Origin of the sequence: Arthrobacter sp. V1I7, assembly GCF_030817015.1 — a bacterium.
Lineage (GTDB): Bacteria > Actinomycetota > Actinomycetes > Actinomycetales > Micrococcaceae > Arthrobacter.
In genome coordinates this window covers 1,835,697-1,854,578 of sequence record NZ_JAUSYS010000001.1, presented here as the reverse complement: position 1 = coordinate 1,854,578, position 18,882 = coordinate 1,835,697, and the positions used below count along the sequence as shown (strand labels likewise).

The window sequence follows — 18,882 nt, the reverse complement described above, 5'->3', positions numbered from 1 at the left end:
CCCGTCCCGGAATGACAGCCGCCAGGGCGGGGCCACTCCTAGGCCGTGGTGACCCGGACGTGCAGGTCTTCGTCCGCCGGGGCCCAGCTGGCCGGATCGGCGTCGGCCTGTTCGCCGGAGCGGATGTCCTTGACCTGGTGCTTGCCGCCGTCGTCGGTAAACCAGACAAAGGGGATGCCGCGGCGGTCGGCGAACTTGATTTGCTTCCCGAACTTCTCGGCCTTCGCGGCGACCTCGGTGGCGATGCCCCGTGCGCGCAGCTGCTCGGCGACATCCTGGGCCGCTCCCCAGCTGTCGTCGCTGGCGAGCGTCACGAGCACGGCGGTGGGCACGGAGCGCGAGGCCTTGGCGAGGTCCTGGCTGAGGATCCGGGAGACCAGCCGGGTCACGCCGATGGAGAGCCCGACGCCGGGGAACGTGCGGTTGCCCTTGCTGGCCAGCGCGTCGTAGCGTCCGCCGGAGCAGATCGAGCCGAGCTGTTCGTGGCCCACGAGGACGGTCTCCACCACGGTGCCGGTGTAGTAGTCCAGGCCGCGGGCGATGCTAAGGTCGGCGACCACCCTGCCGGGGGCGCGCTGGGCGGCGGCAGCAATGACCTGCTCCAGCTCGTTGAGGCCTTCCTCGAGCAGTTCGTTGCTCACGCCCAGCGCCCGGACCTGCTCCACGAATGACGTGTCCTCCGTGCGGATCGAGGCGAGCTTGAGCGCCGACTCGGCCTGCTCCGGGGAGGCACCGAGTTCGGACTGCAGCAGCCCGGCGACTTTGGCGGGGCCGATCTTTTCCAGCTTGTCGATGCTGCGCAGCACGCCGGCGGTGTCCGTAAGGCCGATGCCGTTGTAGAAGCCTTCGGCCAGCTTCCGGTTGTTGATCCGGAGCAGGAAGTCCGGGATCGGCAGGGCGCCCAGCGCCTCGGCAATCACCAGGGCAATCTCGACGTCGTAACGGAACGGGAGTTCGCCGTCGCCGACGATGTCGATGTCCGCCTGGGTGAACTCCCGGGCGCGGCCCTCCTGCGGCCGTTCGCCGCGCCAGACCTTCTGGACCTGGTAGCGGCGGAACGGGAAGGCGAGGTAGCCGGCGTTCTCCACGACGTAGCGGGCGAACGGGACTGTGAGGTCGAAGTGCAGGGCGAGGGCGTGCGGGTCGCCCTTGTGGGACTTGGCTTCGTCGCTTTCCTCATCCTGCAGCCGGCTGAGGCCGTAGACCTCTTTGTCGATCTCACCCTTGCGCAGCAGCTGGCCCACCGTCTCCACGGCCCGCGTCTCGATCGAGGAGAAGCCATGGAGCTCAAAGACGCGGCGCAGGGTGTCCAGCACGTGCAGCTCCACCAGCCGCTCCTCGGGAAGCCACTCGGGGAATCCGGACAGGGAGGCGGTGCGTGCCATGGTGGAAATTTTCTCCTCAGGTATCACCGGCCGGGGAACTGGCGCCGCGTCCGGGCCGTAACGGGTTGTCCGAAACGGGGAACGGATAGGCGGCAGACCGGCCAGTCGTGCATAAACTGTGTGCGGCAGTCAGTTTATGCGTTGAACGCCGGCTTCTCTAATGCGGCCGGGCACGCGTGGGGCTGCCTCCAGCTTTACAGCTGAAACCGCGACGGCGCCACGGCCCGCCGGGGTTCCGGCCCGACAACCAGGAGGACTTTTGGCGGCCAGTTCACGGAGCGCCCGCGATGCCAAGCGGCGCGTCCAGCAGATGGAGGCGAAGCGCGAGCTGCGCCGGGAACAGGACAAACGCCGGAAGCGCGACAACGTCCTCGCCATAAGCGCCGGCACCGCGGCGGTGGCCCTCGCCCTCGTCCTCCAGCTGACGGTCTTTTCCTCCAACCCGACAGAGGCGGAGGTCGCCGCGGTGCAGGCCGACCTGGCGTCCCCGTCCCCGACGCCGTCGGCCTCGCCCAGCAACGGCGAGAACATCCCGAAACCGGACACCGCGGCCGGCCGGACCTTCACGGGCGAGCTCAAGCTCAACGCCGGCACGCTCGGCGTCGAACTGGACGGCACCAGGGCCCCGCAGGCCGCGGCCGTCTTCAAGTCCCTGGCGGACCAGAACTTCTACGCCGGCCTCAGCTGCCACCGGCTCACCACTGGCGAAACCTTCGGCGTGCTGCAGTGCGGCTCCAAGTCCGGCGACGGCAGCGGCGATCCGGCCTACACCTGGGGCCCGCTGGAAAACACCCCGCCGGACAACAACTATCCGGCCGGCACCATCGCGGTGGCCAGGACAGGCGGGAATGCCAACGGTAACGGCACCCAGTTCTTCATCGTGTACAAGGACACCGTTATTCCGGCCGACGCCGCCGGCGGCTACACCGTGGTCGGCAGGGTTACCTCCGGCCTGGAGGTGGTCGCCGGGATCGCTGCCGCAGGCCTCAAACCCGGTGATAACGCCACCGACGGCGCACCTGTGGAACCAGTCACGATAGACTCGTTCTCACTGAAGTAACCAGCCACGGCCCCCGTGGCCGCGGTGCCGGTATTTCCCTCCAAGCGAAAGACTTCTAGCGGTGACAGACAGTCAGAAATCCGACGAAACAGTGTCAGCAGCAGCTGCCAACGAGACCGAAACCGAGGCAACGTCCAACGGACAAGCCTCAGGACAAGCACCGGGACAAGCCCCAGGACCGGCAACGGGACAAGAGGCAGAAAAGGCGACCGACACTGCCACAGACACAGCACCGGAAGCGGCAGTAGAGCCGCAGGCAATCGAGGCCGACGCCACCGAGCCGCCGGCCGACGCCACCGAGCCGGCCGACGCCACGGAGCCGCCGGCCGACGCTCAGGCTGCCCCGGAAGCGGCAGCCGAGGCTGCCGCTGAGCCTGAGGCAGCCGCCGAGGCTGCCACAGCACCCGCCGCGGAGGCTGCAGCCCCCGCCCCTGCCACAGCACCCGCCGCTGAGGCTGCTGCCGAGACAGCCGCCCCCGCCCCGGCCCGGCCTGCGCCGTCGCCGGCAGCCTTCGCGGCCCGGCCCAAGGCCAAGCCCTCCCCCGCCGCACCGGCTGCCGCACCGGCCTCCGTTTCCTCCGCCGCCTCCCTTGCCGAGGCCGCACGCTGGGGACGCGTCGAAGGCGACGGCCACGTCTTCCTGACCGTGGACGGCGAGGAGCACCCGGTCGGACAGTACCCGGATGTCAGCAACGATGAGGCCCTGGGTTACTTCGCCCGGAAGTACGACGACGTCGTCGCGCAGATCGTCCTGCTGGAACAGCGCGTCAGCTCCAAAGCGCCCACCACCGACATGCAGAAGACCGTCACACACCTGCGCGAACAGCTGGCCGAGCGGAACATGGTGGGCGACATCCGCTCCGCCGAGGCCCGCCTGGATGTCCTGGTCACGCAGATCAGCGAGCTCGAGAAGGCCGAGAAAGCCGAACACGACGCCGTCCGGGCCGCCGAACTGGCTGCCCGCGAGGCCATCGTTGCGGAAGCCGAAGAGATTGCCGGACATGACCCCGCGCAGATCCAGTGGAAGACCTCCAGCGCCCGGATGAACGAGCTCTTCGAGAGCTGGAAGACGGCACAGAAGAGCGGCGTTCGGCTGGGGCGTAGCAACGAAGACACCCTCTGGAAGCGCTTCCGCGCTGCCCGCACCGTCTTTGACCGGCACCGCCGCGCCTACTTCTCGCAGCTGGACAGCAACAACTCGGCAGCCAAGGCCGCCAAGGAGAAACTGATCGCGGAGGCGGAGGCGCTCTCCTCCTCGACCGACTGGGGCTTCGCTGCCGGCGAGTACCGCCGCCTCATGGACCAGTGGAAGGCATCACCCCGCGCGAGCCGCAAGGACGACGACGCCCTCTGGGCACGATTCCGGGCCGCGCAGGACGTCTTCTTCACCAACCGGCAGGCCGCCAACGACGAGATCGACCAGGAGTACGGCGCGAACCTGGCCGTGAAGGAAGCCCTGCTGGTGGAAGCCAGCGGGCTGCTGCCCATCAAGGACCTCGCTGCCACCAAGAAGGCCCTCCAGTCCATCCGCGACCGCTGGGAAGAAGCGGGCAAGGTGCCGCGCGCCGACATGGGCCGCGTCGAAGCCGGGCTCCGGAAGGTGGAGGACGCCGTCCGCCATGCCGAGGAGGAGAACTGGAAGCGGTCGAACCCGGAAACGAAGGCCCGCACCAACAGCGCGCTGAGTCAGCTGGAATCCGCCATCGCCGGTCTCACGGATGACCTTGCCAAGGCGGAGAAGGCAGGCGACGAACGCAAGATCAAGGCAGCCCGGGAGGCTCTCGAAGCCCGCCAGGCGTGGCTGGAACAGCTCGAACGCTCAGCGAGCGAGCTCTCCTAGCGCTCCGCCGGAAAACAATCCAGGCCCCGTTTCGGTTATCCACATGACCGCCGCGGGGCCTGTTTCCTTGTCCGGGCAGCCGGGACGATTGCTGTATGGTCCACCCGCCCGGCGCCGCTGACCCGGTTGCCCCCGTTGCCCTCCCGGCAGAGCTGTACTCACCCGGTCTGCTTTTCTCCTGGCCTGAGCTGCAGGCAATGGCGTCCGACGGCGTGCTGACGCAGCTGTACCAGCGCGGCTACCTGCCACCGGGAACCCGTTCCACCCCGCAACTCCGGGCCCGCGCATTGGGCGCCATGATCCCACCGCCGATCAGGCAGCGCGTGGTGGCAGGCAGGCTGACGGCCGCCTGGGTCTACGGCTGTGCGCAGGAACCGGACCGGTTGGCGCTGCTGGTGGATGCCAGCCGGAGAATTTCGAGCCTGAGGTCCACGCGCGGATGCACCTTCCATGAGGTGCGGCTGGGCGCGTTGGACGTCGTGAGCCTCGGCGGACTGATGGTCTCCAGTCCGTTGCGGACTGCCCTCGACATCGCCCTGCATGTGGAATCGGACCGGGCGCTGCCGGTCCTGGCCGCATTTCTGGACCGGACCGAGCTCGGCGTGCGGCTGCGCCTGCTCAGGCTCGCCGTGGAAGCCAGCCCGCGGGTGCCGCACAAGAAGGCGGCGCTGGAGCGACTCGCCGTTCTCGAGACCGCACAGCCGCCTTAGCTGCGCCGCCGGTTCCCGGTGGTCCGGTAGACGTCGAAGACGCCATCGATCCGGCGCACGGCGCTCAGCACGTGGCTCAGGTACTTGGGGTCGCCCATCTCGAAGGCAAACTTGGAAATGGCGACCCGGTCCGTGGAAGTGTGCACGCTGGCCGCGAGGATGTTGACGTGGTTTTCGGAGAGGATCCGGGTGACATCCGAGAGCAGGGACTTGCGGTCCAGCGCTTCGACCTGGATTTCGACCAGGAAGACGCTGGACTGCGTGGGCGCCCAGTCCACCTCAACAATCCGGTCCGGCTGCTCCAGCAGGCCGCTCACATTGGTGCAGTCCGTCCGGTGCACCGAGACGCCGGAGCCTCGCGTGACGAAGCCCAGAATGGGGTCCGGCGGGACCGGAGTGCAACAGCGGGCGAGTTTGACCCAGACGTCATCCACACCGCGGACCACGACGCCGGAATCGGAGTACCGGGCCTTGGTCACCTGGGTCGGAATGGACACTTCGGTGAGGTCGTCTTCAGGGGTGTCGTTGCCGCCGAGGCTCTCCACGAGGCGTTCCATGACGGACTGGGCGGAGGTGTGCCCGTCGCCGACCCCGGCGTAGAGGCCGGAGATGTCAACGTACTTGAAGTCCTCGGCAATCGCGGCCAGGGCGTCGTGCGTCATCAGGCGCTGCAGCGGGAGGTTCTGCTTGCGCATCGCCTTCGTCAGCAGTTCCTTGCCGCGCTCGATCGACTCTTCGCGGCGTTCCTTGCTGAACCACTGCCGGATCTTGTTGCGGGCCCGGGCGCTCTTGACGAAGTGCTGCCAGTCCTGGCTGGGGCCGGCCCCTTCGGCTTTGGAGGTGAAGATTTCCACCCAGTCGCCGTGGTTCAGTTCACTGTTGAGCGGCACCAGCTTGCCGTTGACCCGGGCGCCGATGGTCCGGTGGCCCACCTCGGTGTGCACGGCGTAGGCGAAGTCGACCGGCGTGGAACCGGCCGGCAGGGCCATGACTTCGCCCTTGGGGGTGAAGACGAAGACTTCGCGGGCGTTGATTTCGAAGCGCAGCGAGTCAAGGAATTCGCCGGGATCCGAGGTCTCCTGCTGCCAGTCGACGAGGGAACGCAGCCAGCCCATGTCGCCGTCGCGGGGGCTGCCCGGTCCGGATGCCGTGCGGTTCGGCTGGTCCTTGTACTTCCAGTGCGCGGCCACGCCGTACTCGGCGCGGCGGTGCATTTCATGGGTGCGGATCTGGATCTCCACCGGTTTGCCGCCCGGACCAATCACGGTGGTGTGGAGTGACTGGTACATATTGAATTTTGGCATCGCGATGTAGTCCTTGAACCGCCCGGGCAGGGGGTTCCAGCGGGAGTGCATGGCGCCGAGGGCGGCGTAACAGTCCCGGACGGAGTCGACGAGGACCCGGACACCCATCAGGTCGTTGATATCGTCAAAGTCCTTGTCCCGGACGATCATCTTCTGGTAGATCGAGTAATAGTGCTTCGGCCGTCCGGTGATGGTGGCCTTGATCTTGGCTTCGCGCAGGTCCTCGGTGATCTGGTTGCGGATGACGCCGAGGTTCTTTTCGCGCTCCGGCGTCCGGTCCCCGACCATCCGCACGATTTCCTCGTAGACCTTCGGGTACAGGGCGGCGAAGGACAGGTCCTCCAGCTCCCATTTGATCGTGTTCATGCCGAGCCGGTGGGCCAGCGGCGCGAAGATTTCCAGGGTTTCCCGGGCCTTCCGGGCGGAGGACTCCGCCGAGACGAAGCGCCAGGTGCGGGCGTTGTGCAGCCGGTCAGCGAGCTTGATCATCAGCACGCGGATGTCCTTGGCCATGGCCACGACCATCTTGCGGACCGTTTCGGACTGGGCGGCCTCGCCGAAGCTGACCTTGTCCAGCTTGGTGACGCCATCAACCAGCATTGCAACTTCGGGCCCGAACTCGGCCTTGAGGTCCGCCAGGGTGTAGGAGGTGTCCTCTACGGTGTCATGCAGCAGCGCCGCGGCCAGGGTGGTGCCGCTGAGGCCCAGCTCGGCGAGGATGGTGGCCACCGCCACAGGGTGGGTGATGTAGGGGTCGCCGCTCTTGCGCTTCTGACCGCGGTGGCAGCGCTCCGCCACGACGAAGGCGCGCTGGATGAGGTCGAAGTCCTCTTTAGGGTTGTTGGCGCGGACGGTGCGCAACAACGGCTCGAGGATGGGCGAATACGCGGGGGCGCCGCGCCCCGTCAACCGGGCGAGCCGGGACCGGGTGCGTTCACGGCGGCCGGGGAACGTGGGCCGGGCCCCCGGGCTGTCGACCGGGACGGCTGGCTCTGCGCGCACAGGAGCCACCAGGCCAGTATGTGAAGCCTGGCCGGCACTCTTATCCGCTGGTGCCGCCTGCACCGGCGTCGAACGTTCTTCCAATGAAGCACCCCTCACAACCCGTTAATTACTCAAGTCTATTCCGCGGCAGGATACTTCGATAACCGAGCCGGATACGGCGACGGGCCGGAGAGCGTCACGGATGACGTTCTCCGGCCCGTCGGACCGCACCTGGCGGATCCGCCGCAGGCTAGGCCGTGGCCGGCTGCGCGCTCTTGGCGGCAGTCTCGGCCCGGCGCTGCTCAACACGCTTGGCCTGCTTGACCAGATCAGGTTCGTTCTGGCGCAGCCACGCGTAGAGCGGTGCGGCAATGAAGATCGTCGCGGCCGTTCCGATCAGGATGCCCACGAACAGCGCCAGCGAGAGGTCCCGCAGCGTTCCGGCACCCAGGAGCCCGGCACCGATGAAGAGGATCGCGCCGACGGGCAGGATGGCCACCATCATCGTGTTGATGGAGCGGACCAGCGTCTGGTTGACCGCAAGGTTGACTTCCTCACCGAAGGTCCGGCGCGTGGAGGCCTGCAGGTCGTCGGTGTTTTCACGGATCTTGTCGAACACCACCACGGTGTCGTACAGCGAGTAGCTGAGAACCGTCAGGAATCCGATGATGGCCGACGGCGTCACCTCGAAATCACTGAGGGCGTAGACGCCGGCCGTGATGAACATCGTCACGAGCATGCCGGCAATCGCTGACAGCGACATCTTCCAGGTGCGGAAATACAGCGCCATCAGCACGGCGGCAAAGGCGACGAAGATGACCAGGCCCAACAGTGCCTGCCTGGTAACATCAGCACCCCAGGTGGGGCCGATGAACGTGGACGTCACCTCGTTCTCGGTGACGCCGTAGGCCTGGGTGAGGCCTTCCCTGATCTGCAGCGTCTCGTCGTCCGTGAGTTTGTCCGTCTGGATGCGCATCGTGTTACCGGCGACGTTCGCCACGCGCGGGACGCTGCCGGAAACAACTTCCTCGACAGCCCTCTCGCCGACCGCCGGATCCGTGGTCACCACATTCGAAACGGTGAATTCGGACCCGCCCCGGAATTCGATGCCGAGGTTGAAGCCGCCCTTGGCGACCGGGAGCAGGATCGAGACCGCCACGGCGACCGCAGCGATCAGGAACCAGATCTTCTTGGAGCCGACAAAATCGTACGAGCGTTTGCCCGTGTACAGCTCGTTACCGAAATTAGAGAAGCTGGCCATTTACTTGCCCTCCTTGGACGCGCTCTTGGAGGAACCAGCGAGCTGGCCCTGCTTTTCCTGTTCCTGACGTTCCGCGAGGCGGCGCTCCGCAATCGTCATCCGGCGCTCGGCTTCGGCCGCGGCGCCGGTGTTCTTGGCACGGACCGCCACCGTGGGCCTGTCCTCCGGAGTGCGGATCCGGCCGGCTCCCCGGTACAGCGGAACTGCGCCGAGGCGCTTCGGGTCGAGCCCGGAGAACCTGTGGCCTTCACCGAAGAACTTGGTGCGGGCCAGCAGTTTCAGGGTCGGGTGGGTGAACATGAAGACGACGATAAGGTCCGCGATCGCGGTGAGACCGAGGGTGAACGCGAAGCCGCGGACGTTGCCGACCGCCACGAAGTACAGCACCAGGGCGGCGAGCAGATTCACAGCCTTGGACGCCAGGACGGTGCGCTTGGCGCGCTTCCAGCCGTTCTCCACCGCGGATACGAGGCCACGGCCTTCACGGAGCTCGTCACGGATGCGTTCGAAGTAGACGATGAACGAGTCCGCCGTCTGGCCGATGGCAACGATGATGCCTGCCACGCCGGCGAGGGACAACCGGTAGTTCTCGGTCCAGCCCAGGATGGCGATGGCCAGATAGGTCAGCGCGCCGGCCACCACAAGTGAGGCGACAGTGACCAGGCCAAGCGCCCGGTACTGGAACAGCGAGTAGACCACCACGAGCAGCAGCCCGATCAGGCCGGCGAGCATGCCCATGCGGAGCTGTTCCCCGCCAAGGGTTGCCGAGATCTGCTGTTCGCTCTGGATTTCGAAGCTGATCGGCAGGGCACCGAACCGCAGCTGGTCGGAGAGGGCCTTCGCCGATTCCTCGGTGAACCCGCCGGTGATCTGCGGGCGGCCGTCGGTGATGACGGCAAGGGAACGCGGGGCCGAGATGACCTGGTCGTCGAGGACGATGGCGAACTGGGCCTTCGGGTCCGAACCGGTCTGCCCGCCGCCGGCGGTGTAGAACTCGTACAGCCGCTCGGTGACTTCCTTGAACTTCGCGGTGCCTTCATCGTCGAACTGGATGTTCACAGCCCACTCGTTGGTCACCGCGCCCTGGGCTCCGCGCTGGAGCTGGAAGGACGAACTCTTGATGTTCGAGCCCTTCACTTCAACGGGGCCAAGAATGTACTTGATGGCCGGAGAGTTGGCGGAGGCGGGTTCGCACGTGACCAGCGGCTTGGCCGGGTCGGAGCGCTCCTGCTGGTCCTGGGCCGGGTTGTCACAGTCCAGCGCCTCGAACTGCTGGTAGATCTCGGGGGTGATCCAGTTTTCGTCGCTGCCGTTGGCCGGCTCCGCAGTGGGCTGCGGCAGCTGCTCGGCCGGGGCCCGTGACTCCGCCGGGACTGCTGCGCCGGGACCGGCCTGCAGGACCGGCCGGAAGTTCATGTCGGCCGAGGCCTGGATCAGCGCACGGGTTTCCTTGGACGGCGTGCCCGGGAGGCTGACCACAACGTTGCGGCCGGACTGCGTGCTGATTTCAGCTTCCGCGACGCCGGAGCCATCCACACGCTGACGGATGATCGCCACGGCCTGGTTGAGCTGTTCTTCGTTGATGTCCGAACCGCCCTCAACCTTGGGCGCCAGGATCATCTGGGTGCCGCCTTCAAGGTCCAGGGCGAGCTTGGGAGCCCAGCTCGCCTGGCCGGCAATCGTGCCGCCCGCCAGGACGGCAGTCAGGACGGCGAGAATAACGCCAAGCCAGACCAGCACCCTGAGGGCTGAGTTTTTGGGGCCAGTTCGTGCCATTGTCGATCTTTCTTTTATTTACGGAGGAACCGCCGGTGCGGGTACGGAGACCCCCACCGACGGATGCCCGCAGCCGTTACTACGCGGGATAGCTCAGATAGGCAGACTAGCTGTCTTTTTTGCCTTCGTCATTGAGGCGGCGCAAGGTTTCGTCGGGTGTCTCATTGCGCGGCTCGTCAGCGGCCGGCGCGGGGCTGTCCACCGTTTCGGTGGTCAGCGAGGAAGCGTCGTCCGGAACAACGGCAGGCTCCTCGGCTGCAACAACCGGCTCAACGATCTTGGTGACGGCCTGGCGGTGCACGGTGGCGGTGTTGCCCGGGGAGAGCTCGAGCAGGACTTTGTTTTCTTCCTCGTCGATTTCCACGATGCGGCCGTACAGCCCGAAGCTGGTCATAACCTCGACACCGGGTGCGAACTTCGACTGGAGCTGGGTCTGCTGCTGCTGCGTCTTCTTGTTGCGGCGGAACATCATGAAGATGAAAAGTCCGAGCATGACGAACAGGAGAATCGTCATGATGTCGATGCCGCCGCCGGCCTGCGGCTGGGTCTGGGCAGAAATTAGTCCGAACACAGGGATAGTTCCGTTCTGTACTTGCGTAGCTGGGTTTCAGCAACGTCCGCTTCACTCCGGGCCATCGGGCAGACTGTCCGGCAGTTCAACCTGCCAGAAAACCATGCCCGGCCAGCGGCGGCCAGATACCTGCCGCCCACAGAGCAAAGACCCGAACGTGCCGAGCGTTATTCCAGTCTAAAGGGAAATCGTTCCGGCAAGGTGTTATTGACTGTTACGGATCCATTCCGGGTCCGCTGTCTCACCGGGCTCTTCGCTGAGGTCCGGGGCCTGGAACAGCTCCAGCGGGTCCTGCGCGAAGATCCCGGCAGGCACCGCATAGCCGAGGTGGGTCCAGGCGGGAGCGAGGGCGATCCGCCCCCGGGGCGTTCGGCCCAGCAGCCCCTCACGAACGAGGTACGGCTCGGCGACTGTTTCCACGGTCTCCGTCTCCTCGCCGACGGCGATCGCGAGGGTGGACAGACCCACGGGTCCGCCGCCGAACTTCGTAATCAATGCTTCGAGGACGGCACGGTCCAGCCGGTCCAGGCCGCGTTTGTCCACCTCGTACATGTCCAGTGCCGCGGACGCCGCCCGGGCGTCGATCTGCTCAATCCCGTGCACCAGTGCCCAGTCGCGCACCCGGCGCAGGAGCCGGTTGGCGATGCGGGGTGTGCCCCGGGACCGTCCGGCGATCTCACTGAAACCGGCGGAGTTGACCTTGAGGTCCAATAGCCCGGCCGAGCGGCGCAGCACGAGTTCGAGCTCCTCCACCGAATAGAACTCAAGGTGGCCGGTGAAGCCGAAGCGGTCGCGGAGCGGCCCCGGCAGGAGCCCGGCCCTGGTGGTGGCACCGACCAGGGTGAACGGCGGCAGCTCGAGCGGGATGGCGGTGGCACCGGCACCCTTGCCCACGACGATGTCGACGCGGAAGTCCTCCATCGCCATGTAGAGCATCTCCTCGGCCGGCCGGGACATCCGGTGGATCTCGTCGAGGAACAGGACCTCACCTTCAGAAAGGGAGGAGAGGATCGCGGCAAGGTCGCCGGCATGCTGGATGGCCGGACCGCTGCTGATCCGCAGCGGGGCGTTCATTTCGGCCGCGATGATCATGGAGAGTGTGGTCTTGCCCAGCCCGGGAGGTCCGGAGAGGAGGACATGGTCCGCGCTGCGTCCGCGCATCCGGGAAGCCTCCAGGACCAGGGAGAGCTGCTTGCGGACCCGGTGCTGGCCCACGAAGTCGTGCAGGTTCTTGGGCCGCAGCGCGGCCTCGATGACCCGCTCCTCCGGTTCCTCTCCCCCGCCGGCAAGGGACGGTTCAGCCACGGGCGCCTACCCTGTTCCCGGCGCGGGCGCCGTCCTGGCCCAGCCAGCGGAGCGTGGCGCGCAGGATTTCCGCCACATTGCCCTGCTCTGCCAGCCCGGGGGAATCAGCCAGGGACTTGTCGATACTGGAAGTGGCGTCCTTTTCGGACCAGCCAAGGCTGGTCATCGCGGCGACCACCTGCGGCTTCCAGACCGTTTCGGCGGACCGGACGGCGGCTGCGCCTCCGGTGCTGCCGCCGGTCCCGTGCGGGACCAGCTTGCCGGCCAGCTCCAGCACGATCCGGCCGGCGACCTTCGGCCCGATCCCGGGCACCTTCGTGAAGGACTTGCCGTCGCCCGAGTGGGCGGCAACCCGGATGGCCTCGGGTTCGTGCACGGCCAGCACGGCCAGCGCCAGGCGGGGGCCGACGCCGCTGACGCTGAGCAGGATGTCGAACACCTCGCGTTCGTCGTCGCTGGAAAAACCGAACAGGGTGAGGGAGTCCTCCCGGACGATCAGGGAGGTAAACAGCTTCCCCTCCTCACCCACCTTCAGGCTGCTGAGGGTCTGCGGGGTCGCGTTCACGCTCATGCCGGCCCCGTTGAGGTCGATCACTGCCGAGGACAGGCCGACGTGCGCTACGGTTCCGCGGAGAAAACTGATCAAAGCCGGGCTCCTGGGTTTACAGCGAAAATACAGCTGACAATATAACCGGGAAGAACCCGGCTATCCGAACATATCTACGAATACCCTACCAAGCTCTGCGGCGGCACAGTCTGACATTCACCGTGCACGGCGCGCTTTGGCCTCGGCATCAGCCCAGGCGCGCTGGGCCGGCGTCAGTGACTGGCTGCCCGGCCCGGAGGTGGCTGCGCCGCCCTTGTTGGAAGATCCGCTGCCGGCGCGCCACGCATGCGTGATCGCCAGCGCCAGGGCGTCGGCGGCATCGGCCGGGCGGGGCGGGGCGTCGAGGCGGAGGATCTTGGTCACGAGCTTGGTCACGGCGTCCTTGTTGGACGTTCCGCTGCCCGTGACGGCGGCCTTGACCTCGGACGGCGTGTGCAGCGCCACCGGGATCCCGCGGCGCGCGGCGGCGGCAATCACCACGCCGGAGGCCTGCGCGACCCCCATCACGGTGCTGACATTGAGTTGGGAGAAGACACGTTCGACGGCGAGGACGTGGGGTTCGTATTTGTCCAGCCAGTCATCGATGGAGGTGGCGATGACCAGCAGCCGCTGGTCGAGGCTTTCCTCGGGCGAGGTACCGACGACGCCGAACGCCACCATGGTGGCGCGGCGGTTCTTCTCGACGTCCACGACGCCGATCCCGCAGCGGGTGAGGCCCGGATCGACGCCGAGGACGCGAAGGGTCACTCGGATTCCAGTGCGGCCTGCACTTCGTCGCTGAAGTCGGCGTTGCTGTAAACGTTCTGGACGTCGTCGAGTTCTTCGAGGGCGTCCACGAGCTTCAGAAACTTCCTGGCGGCCTCGAGGTCCAGCGGCACCTGCATGGACGGCACGAACTCGGCCTCGTCGGTCTCGTAGTCGATGCCGGCTTCCTTGAGTGCGTCGCGGATGGCCTGCAGGTCGGTCGGCTCGGAGTGGATCTCGAAGCTGTCGCCATTGTCCTTGACTTCCTCGGCACCCGCGTCAAGGACCGCCATCAGGACGTCGTCCTCGCTGAGGCCGTTCTTCGGCAGTGAGACAACGCCCTTGCGGCTGAAGAGGTAGCTGACGGAACCCGGATCCGCGATAGTGCCGCCGTTACGGGAGATGGCGAGGCGGACTTCCGAGGCGGCACGGTTCTTGTTGTCGGTGAGGCATTCGATCAGCAGCGCCGAGCCCTGCGGGCCACGGCATTCGTACATGATCTCGGTGTAGTCCACGACTTCACCGGTGAGGCCGGCGCCGCGCTTGATGGCGCGGTCAATGTTGTCCGCCGGAACCGAGGTCTTCTTGGCCTTGGTGACGGCCAGTTCCAGGCTCGGGTTGCCGGCGAGGTCCGGCCCGCCCATGCGCGCTGCGACTTCGATGTTCTTGATCAGCTTGGCGAACGACTTGGCCCGGCGGCTGTCGAGGATGGCCTTCTTATGCTTGGTCGTCGCCCATTTGGAGTGGCCTGACATGCTTTACGCTTCTCCTCTGATCATTCGAATAAACAGTTGGTGCACACGCTTCTCCCCCGTGACTTCCGGATGGAACGAGGTCGCCAGCAGCTGGCCGGAACGCACAGCAACAATTCTAGCCGTCCCGTCCAACGGCTCGGGGTGTCCGGCCCGGGACTGTTCCACCCTGGCGAGGACTTCCACGCCGTCCCCGACGCGCTCAACCCAAGGCCCGCGGATGAAGACCGCATGGACCGGGGGCACGCCGTGTTCGGTGGCGCTGAATTCCAGCCCCTTGAAATCCAGGTCCGTCTCGAAGGATTCACGCTGCCGGCCGAACGCGTTGCGGCGGACGGTAATATCCAGGCCGCCGAAGGTCTGCTGCGGATTGCCGGCGAGGTCCTTGGCCGGATCGGTGATCTCCCTGGCCAGCAGGATCATGCCCGCGCAGGATCCGTAGACCGGCAGCCCGCCCTGGATGCGGTCACAGAGCGGGTCCCGAAGCTCGAAAATCCTGGACAGCTTGTCAATCGTGGTCGATTCCCCGCCCGGAATGATGAGGCCGTCGAGGCCGTCGAGCTCGGACGGGCGGCGCACTCCGATGCCGGTGGCGCCGGCCTCCTCCACCGCGTGCAGGTGTTCGCGGAAGTCGCCCTGGAGGGCCAGGACTCCGATCCGCAGGCCTGCACCCGCGCGGGACGGAAGCACAGAAAGGGGTTTGGTCATTTGTCCAGCATAGTGCTGCCGGGTCTTCCGGAACTGCACCCGGACAGCGGCCCGGCAGGCTTCCATGCCGGCGCTGGGATATATTACAGAGCATGTTTTACTTCAGTGTTCCGCTCGGCAAGCTGGTCCGCAGGGTCTCCCGGCTCAGGGGTGGGGGCTCCGCCCTTCCCGGGCTGGTGGTCGAGAAAATCGACCCCGGCTTCATGCAGAGGACACTGTCAACGCTGCCGCTCGGCGTCGCCGTCGTCAGCGGGACGAATGGCAAGACCACCACCACCAAAATGGTCGTGGAGCTGCTGGAAAGCCAGGGCCTGAAGGTCTTCACCAACCGCACCGGCAGCAACTTCACCCGCGGCGTCGCGGCCGCCCTGCTCGGTGAGGTGGACTGGCGCGGCCGGCTTAACGCCGACATCGCCGTGCTGGAACTGGACGAGGCGCACGCCGTGCACTTCGTCAACCAGGTGCCGCCCCGCTACTGCCTGCTGCTCAATGTGCTGCGGGACCAGCTGGACCGCTTCGGGGAAATCGATAAAACCGCGCAGCTCCTGGAGCACGTTGCGTCCAGGACCACCGGGACCGTCGTACTGAACCGGGAGGACCCCCGGGTGGCGCGGATCGCGGACACCCTCAGCGGGCCCGAGGTCCTGTACTTCGGGCTGGACGACTCCCTGCTGAGCACCTTTCCCAACGATGACGAGATGCGGGCGTCCCCCGGCAGCCCGGTCCCGCCGGCGCCGGAAAGGCCGCACGCCGACGTCGTACTGCGCCGGGTGGGTCCCGACGACGCTGACTTTGAGTACGACGGCGTCACCGTCACCACCGGGATGAAGCTGCGCGGCGTCTACAACATCTTCAACGCCGCGGCCGCGCTGACCCTGGCCCGGGCCACCGCAGTGAAGGGGACATCAGCCGTCCCGGACAACGACGGCCTGCTCGCGGCGCTGTCCCGGGTGGCGCCGGCATTCGGCCGCGGTGAAAGCCTCGTGGTCGACGGCCTGCCGCTGGAACTCGTGCTGGTGAAGAACCCGAGCGGCTTCCGGCTGGGCCTGAAGTCCTTCCCGGCCGCGGGCTACGCGACCATGATCGCGATCAACGACAACTACGCCGACGGCCGGGACATGTCCTGGCTCTGGGACGTGGAATTCGACACCCTCCGGGAAGGCGGCGTGGACCAGTTGAGCGGCTCGCGCGCCTACGACATGGCCCTCCGGCTGCAGTACGACGACGTGCCCATCGGCGCCGTGAACACCGAGATCGCGCCCGCGCTGGCGGCCTTCATCCGAGGCGCCGGGGACAAGCCGAAACGGATCTTCTGCACCTACACCGCCATGCTCGCAATCCGCCGCGAGCTGTCCAAAATCACCACAGTGGAGGTGGTCTCATGACCCCCCGGTCCGACCCGCAGTCCGGGCAACACCTCTCCTTCGGACACAGGCTGCCGCCCGAGGAACCCGCCCCGGGCAAGGGAACCATCCGGATCCTGCAGCTCTACCCGCGGGACATGAACATCTACGGCGACTGGGGCAACGCCCTGGTCCTCGCCCAGCGCCTCCGTTGGCACGGCTACACGCCGGAGCTCCTGGAATACAACGTGGGCGACGACTTCCCCGCGGACGTGGACCTGATCGTCGGCGGCGGCGGGCAGGACAGCGGACAACTGATCATCAAGGACGATCTCCTCTCGCGGGAATCCACGCTTAAGCAGCTCGCCGAGGACGGTACGCCCATGCTCATGATCTGCGGCCTCTACCAGCTCTTCGGGAGGTTCTTCAAGACCCGGCTCGGGTCCGTCATCCCGGGCATCGGCATCCTGGACGTGGAAACGCACGGCACCGACCAGCGGCTGATCGGCAACGTCGCGGTGTCCTCCCCGGAATTCGGCAGCATCCTCGGGTACGAAAACCACAGCGGCCAGACCACCCTGGGACCGGGCGTCGCCCCGCTGGGCACCACCGCCAAGGGCACCGGCAACAACAGCAGCGACGGCCAGGAGGGCGCCCGCTACCGCAACATCGTGGCGAGCTACCTGCACGGTTCGCTGCTGCCGAAGAACCCGAAGCTGGCAGACTTCCTGATCAGCACGGCCGTCGAACGCAAGTACGGCACCTTCTCCCCCGGCAGCCCGGACGACTCCTACGCGGTCCTGGCCCGCGACCACGCGGCCCGCCGGCCGCGCTGACCGCCGTCGCGGAATTTGAACGGGGCCTGATGGAACGCTCTGGAGAGGAGCCAGCGGCCATGATCCGGATCGAACGGGATGACCCTGGACGCGAGGACGTCCAGCAACTCCTGGCCGGGCATCTGGCGGACATGTTCGCCACCTCGCCCGCCGAAAGCGTGCACGCCCTCGCGCCGGCAGCACTCTCCGATCCCGCCATCGCCTTCTGGACCGCCCGGCAGGGCGCCGAAGTGCTCGGCTGCGGAGCGCTGAAGGAAATCGGACCCGGCGAGGGCGAAATCAAGTCCATGCGCACGGCGGCCCACGCCCGTGGCCGGGGAATCGGCGGCCGTCTGCTCTCCTGCATCCTGGCCGAGGCCCCGGACAGCGGCTACACGCGGTTGTTTCTGGAGACCGGAAGCCAGGAGTTCTTCGCCCCCGCCCGCCGGCTCTACCACCGGCACGGATTTCTCGAATGCGCCCCGTTTGCCGGCTACGTCCTGGATCCGAACAGTGTCTTTATGACCCGTGAGCTCAGGAACGGTTGACGAACGCCAGGACGTCGCGGGCTACCCGGCTGCTGCACCCGACCCGGAGGTGCCCTTGCCCCTCGTAGCAGACCAGGGTGCAGTCGGGAATCAGCCCGGCGCCGGAACATCCGGCGCATCAGCCACCGGGGCACCGCACTGCCCGGACCGCCCTGAATGGGCAACAATGTCCTCGGACCAATGCCCCAGCCCAGGTAGTCCATTCCGTTCCGGAACGTTCCGGTCCTGGCAGCACCTTCGACCTGCTCGACTCGTGCCATCCATGCCTCCTGTCCCCGGCGCGACCGGAGTTTTCCCGCCGCGCCCGCCGTCACCGGCCGATGTAGCCGCCCCGCAGCAGTTCCGCGAACTCCGCGGGCCGGGAGGCGGGCCACCAGTGGCCGCTGTCCACCCGGATCACGGTGAGGTCCTGCACCCACGACTCCAGCCCCTCCACGAGGTTCGGCGTCAGGAAGGAATCCTTCATCGGCACCACCACCTGGACGGGAATCGTCACCCGGCCGCCGGACGGCCAGTTTCCGGCCGAGAAGAAATTGGCGCGGTAGAGCGCCAGCCCGCGGACGGGATCATTGCCGACGTCGCGCTTCGCCGTCTGCTCATAACGCCGGGTGAGGAACAGCCGCCAGGCGGCCTCCGGCAGCTTCGGCAGCAGGAAGGCGCCGATATACCAGCGGCGGAGCAGCTGTCCCGCCAGTTGCGGCCAGGCGGGGGGCCGCGAAAACCTGCTGCGCACCCAGCGTCCGAAGTGCCGCAGGTCCGGGCCCGAGATGCTGGTGTACCGGGCGATCATGCCCGCGGCCCTGGCGTCCTGGACGGCGGCCCAGCCCTGGATCGATCCCCAGTCATGGCCCACGAGATGGACGTCGGCGGCGTCGACGGCTGCCAGCACGGCGAACATGTCGTCGACGAGCGTTGTCAGGGTGAAGTCGCCCGGGAGCTCGACGACGGCGGACGCGCCGGCGTTCCGCGTGTCGTAGGCCACGACATGGTGGGTCCGGGCGAGGTCGCGGATGGCCGGCAGGTACAGCCGGTGGTCGTCCGGGTAACCGTGCACCAACAGCAGCGTCGGCACCTCCGGTCCTGGCTCCGCGCCGAACTCGAACACTGCGAGTTCGGCGCCCTTCGAGGCGACCGTGCGCCGTCGTTCATTCAAAGTCTCCATGGTCCCC

The 18,882-nt window shown here is 67.0% G+C and carries 17 protein-coding genes; 6 read left to right on the top strand and 11 right to left on the bottom strand.

Annotation, left to right across the window (positions count from 1 at the left end; genetic code table 11):
* Nucleotides 1-38: 38 nt before the first annotated feature.
* Nucleotides 39-1,385 (bottom strand): histidine--tRNA ligase, encoded by a 1,347-nt coding sequence (gene hisS / locus QFZ69_RS08695; protein WP_306917332.1) that lies wholly within the window; start codon nt 1,383-1,385, stop codon nt 39-41.
* Between the two features lie 259 nt (nt 1,386-1,644).
* Between hisS and QFZ69_RS08690 the strand changes: the two genes are divergently transcribed.
* From QFZ69_RS08690 to QFZ69_RS08680, 3 genes are all read left to right on the top strand, one after another.
* A complete protein-coding gene (locus tag QFZ69_RS08690; protein WP_306917330.1) occupies nt 1,645-2,445 on the top strand; it encodes a peptidylprolyl isomerase in 801 nt (266 codons plus the stop codon).
* A 61-nt stretch (nt 2,446-2,506) separates the two neighbouring features.
* Nucleotides 2,507-4,285 carry a DUF349 domain-containing protein gene (locus tag QFZ69_RS08685; RefSeq protein ID WP_306917328.1) on the top strand — a complete coding sequence of 593 codons (1,779 nt, stop codon included), beginning with the start codon at nt 2,507-2,509 and terminating at the stop codon, nt 4,283-4,285.
* A gap of 95 nt (nt 4,286-4,380) precedes the next feature.
* Nucleotides 4,381-4,995 carry a type IV toxin-antitoxin system AbiEi family antitoxin gene (locus QFZ69_RS08680; protein WP_306917326.1) on the top strand — a complete coding sequence of 205 codons (615 nt, stop codon included), beginning with the start codon at nt 4,381-4,383 and terminating at the stop codon, nt 4,993-4,995.
* Here QFZ69_RS08680 and QFZ69_RS08675 read toward each other — a convergent pair.
* The 9 genes from QFZ69_RS08675 to pdxT all read right to left on the bottom strand — a co-directional run bounded on the left by QFZ69_RS08675 (nt 4,992) and on the right by pdxT (nt 15,007).
* Complete coding sequence (locus QFZ69_RS08675) at nt 4,992-7,385, bottom strand: bifunctional (p)ppGpp synthetase/guanosine-3',5'-bis(diphosphate) 3'-pyrophosphohydrolase (protein WP_373461836.1); 2,394 nt, start codon at nt 7,383-7,385, stop codon at nt 4,992-4,994. The genes QFZ69_RS08680 and QFZ69_RS08675 overlap by 4 nt on opposite strands.
* A 148-nt stretch (nt 7,386-7,533) precedes the next feature.
* Nucleotides 7,534-8,544 carry a protein translocase subunit SecF gene (secF, locus tag QFZ69_RS08670; RefSeq protein ID WP_307000039.1) on the bottom strand — a complete coding sequence of 337 codons (1,011 nt, stop codon included), beginning with the start codon at nt 8,542-8,544 and terminating at the stop codon, nt 7,534-7,536.
* Complete coding sequence (secD, locus tag QFZ69_RS08665) at nt 8,545-10,320, bottom strand: protein translocase subunit SecD (protein WP_306917323.1); 1,776 nt, start codon at nt 10,318-10,320, stop codon at nt 8,545-8,547.
* Between the two features lie 106 nt (nt 10,321-10,426).
* On the bottom strand, nt 10,427-10,834 hold the full coding sequence (yajC, locus tag QFZ69_RS08660) for a preprotein translocase subunit YajC (RefSeq protein ID WP_307000466.1): 408 nt from the start codon (nt 10,832-10,834) through the stop codon (nt 10,427-10,429).
* A 261-nt stretch (nt 10,835-11,095) separates the two neighbouring features.
* Complete coding sequence (gene ruvB, locus QFZ69_RS08655; RefSeq protein ID WP_306917322.1) at nt 11,096-12,196, bottom strand: Holliday junction branch migration DNA helicase RuvB; 1,101 nt, start codon at nt 12,194-12,196, stop codon at nt 11,096-11,098.
* Entirely contained in the window at nt 12,189-12,842 is a 654-nt protein-coding gene (gene ruvA / locus QFZ69_RS08650; RefSeq protein ID WP_306917320.1) for a Holliday junction branch migration protein RuvA, read from the bottom strand. Before ruvA ends, ruvB begins: the two co-directional genes overlap by 8 nt.
* Before the next feature lie 117 nt (nt 12,843-12,959).
* Nucleotides 12,960-13,550 carry a crossover junction endodeoxyribonuclease RuvC gene (gene ruvC / locus QFZ69_RS08645; RefSeq protein ID WP_307000037.1) on the bottom strand — a complete coding sequence of 197 codons (591 nt, stop codon included), beginning with the start codon at nt 13,548-13,550 and terminating at the stop codon, nt 12,960-12,962.
* Nucleotides 13,547-14,302 (bottom strand): YebC/PmpR family DNA-binding transcriptional regulator, encoded by a 756-nt coding sequence (locus QFZ69_RS08640; protein ID WP_306917318.1) that lies wholly within the window; start codon nt 14,300-14,302, stop codon nt 13,547-13,549. The genes ruvC and QFZ69_RS08640 overlap by 4 nt, the downstream gene beginning before the upstream one ends.
* Before the next feature lie 3 nt (nt 14,303-14,305).
* Nucleotides 14,306-15,007: a pyridoxal 5'-phosphate synthase glutaminase subunit PdxT gene (pdxT, locus tag QFZ69_RS08635; RefSeq protein ID WP_306917316.1), complete on the bottom strand. Its 702-nt coding sequence runs from the start codon at nt 15,005-15,007 to the stop codon at nt 14,306-14,308.
* 92 nt (nt 15,008-15,099) lie between these two features.
* Between pdxT and QFZ69_RS08630 the strand changes: the two genes are divergently transcribed.
* From QFZ69_RS08630 to QFZ69_RS08620, 3 genes are read left to right on the top strand one after another with little or no spacing between them, the layout of a single operon-like run.
* The gene (locus QFZ69_RS08630; protein ID WP_306917314.1) at nt 15,100-16,392 is read left to right on the top strand and encodes a Mur ligase family protein; all 1,293 of its coding nucleotides are present in this window, start codon (nt 15,100-15,102) and stop codon (nt 16,390-16,392) included.
* A complete protein-coding gene (locus QFZ69_RS08625) occupies nt 16,389-17,186 on the top strand; it encodes a type 1 glutamine amidotransferase (protein ID WP_306917311.1) in 798 nt (265 codons plus the stop codon). The genes QFZ69_RS08630 and QFZ69_RS08625 overlap by 4 nt, the downstream gene beginning before the upstream one ends.
* A 59-nt stretch (nt 17,187-17,245) precedes the next feature.
* Nucleotides 17,246-17,713, top strand: coding sequence for a GNAT family N-acetyltransferase (locus tag QFZ69_RS08620; protein WP_306917309.1), 468 nt, complete (start codon nt 17,246-17,248; stop codon nt 17,711-17,713).
* A 310-nt stretch (nt 17,714-18,023) separates the two neighbouring features.
* Here the strand turns inward: QFZ69_RS08620 and QFZ69_RS08615 are convergent, their stop codons facing one another.
* Nucleotides 18,024-18,875 carry an alpha/beta fold hydrolase gene (locus tag QFZ69_RS08615; RefSeq protein WP_306917307.1) on the bottom strand — a complete coding sequence of 284 codons (852 nt, stop codon included), beginning with the start codon at nt 18,873-18,875 and terminating at the stop codon, nt 18,024-18,026.
* Nucleotides 18,876-18,882 lie beyond the last annotated feature (7 nt).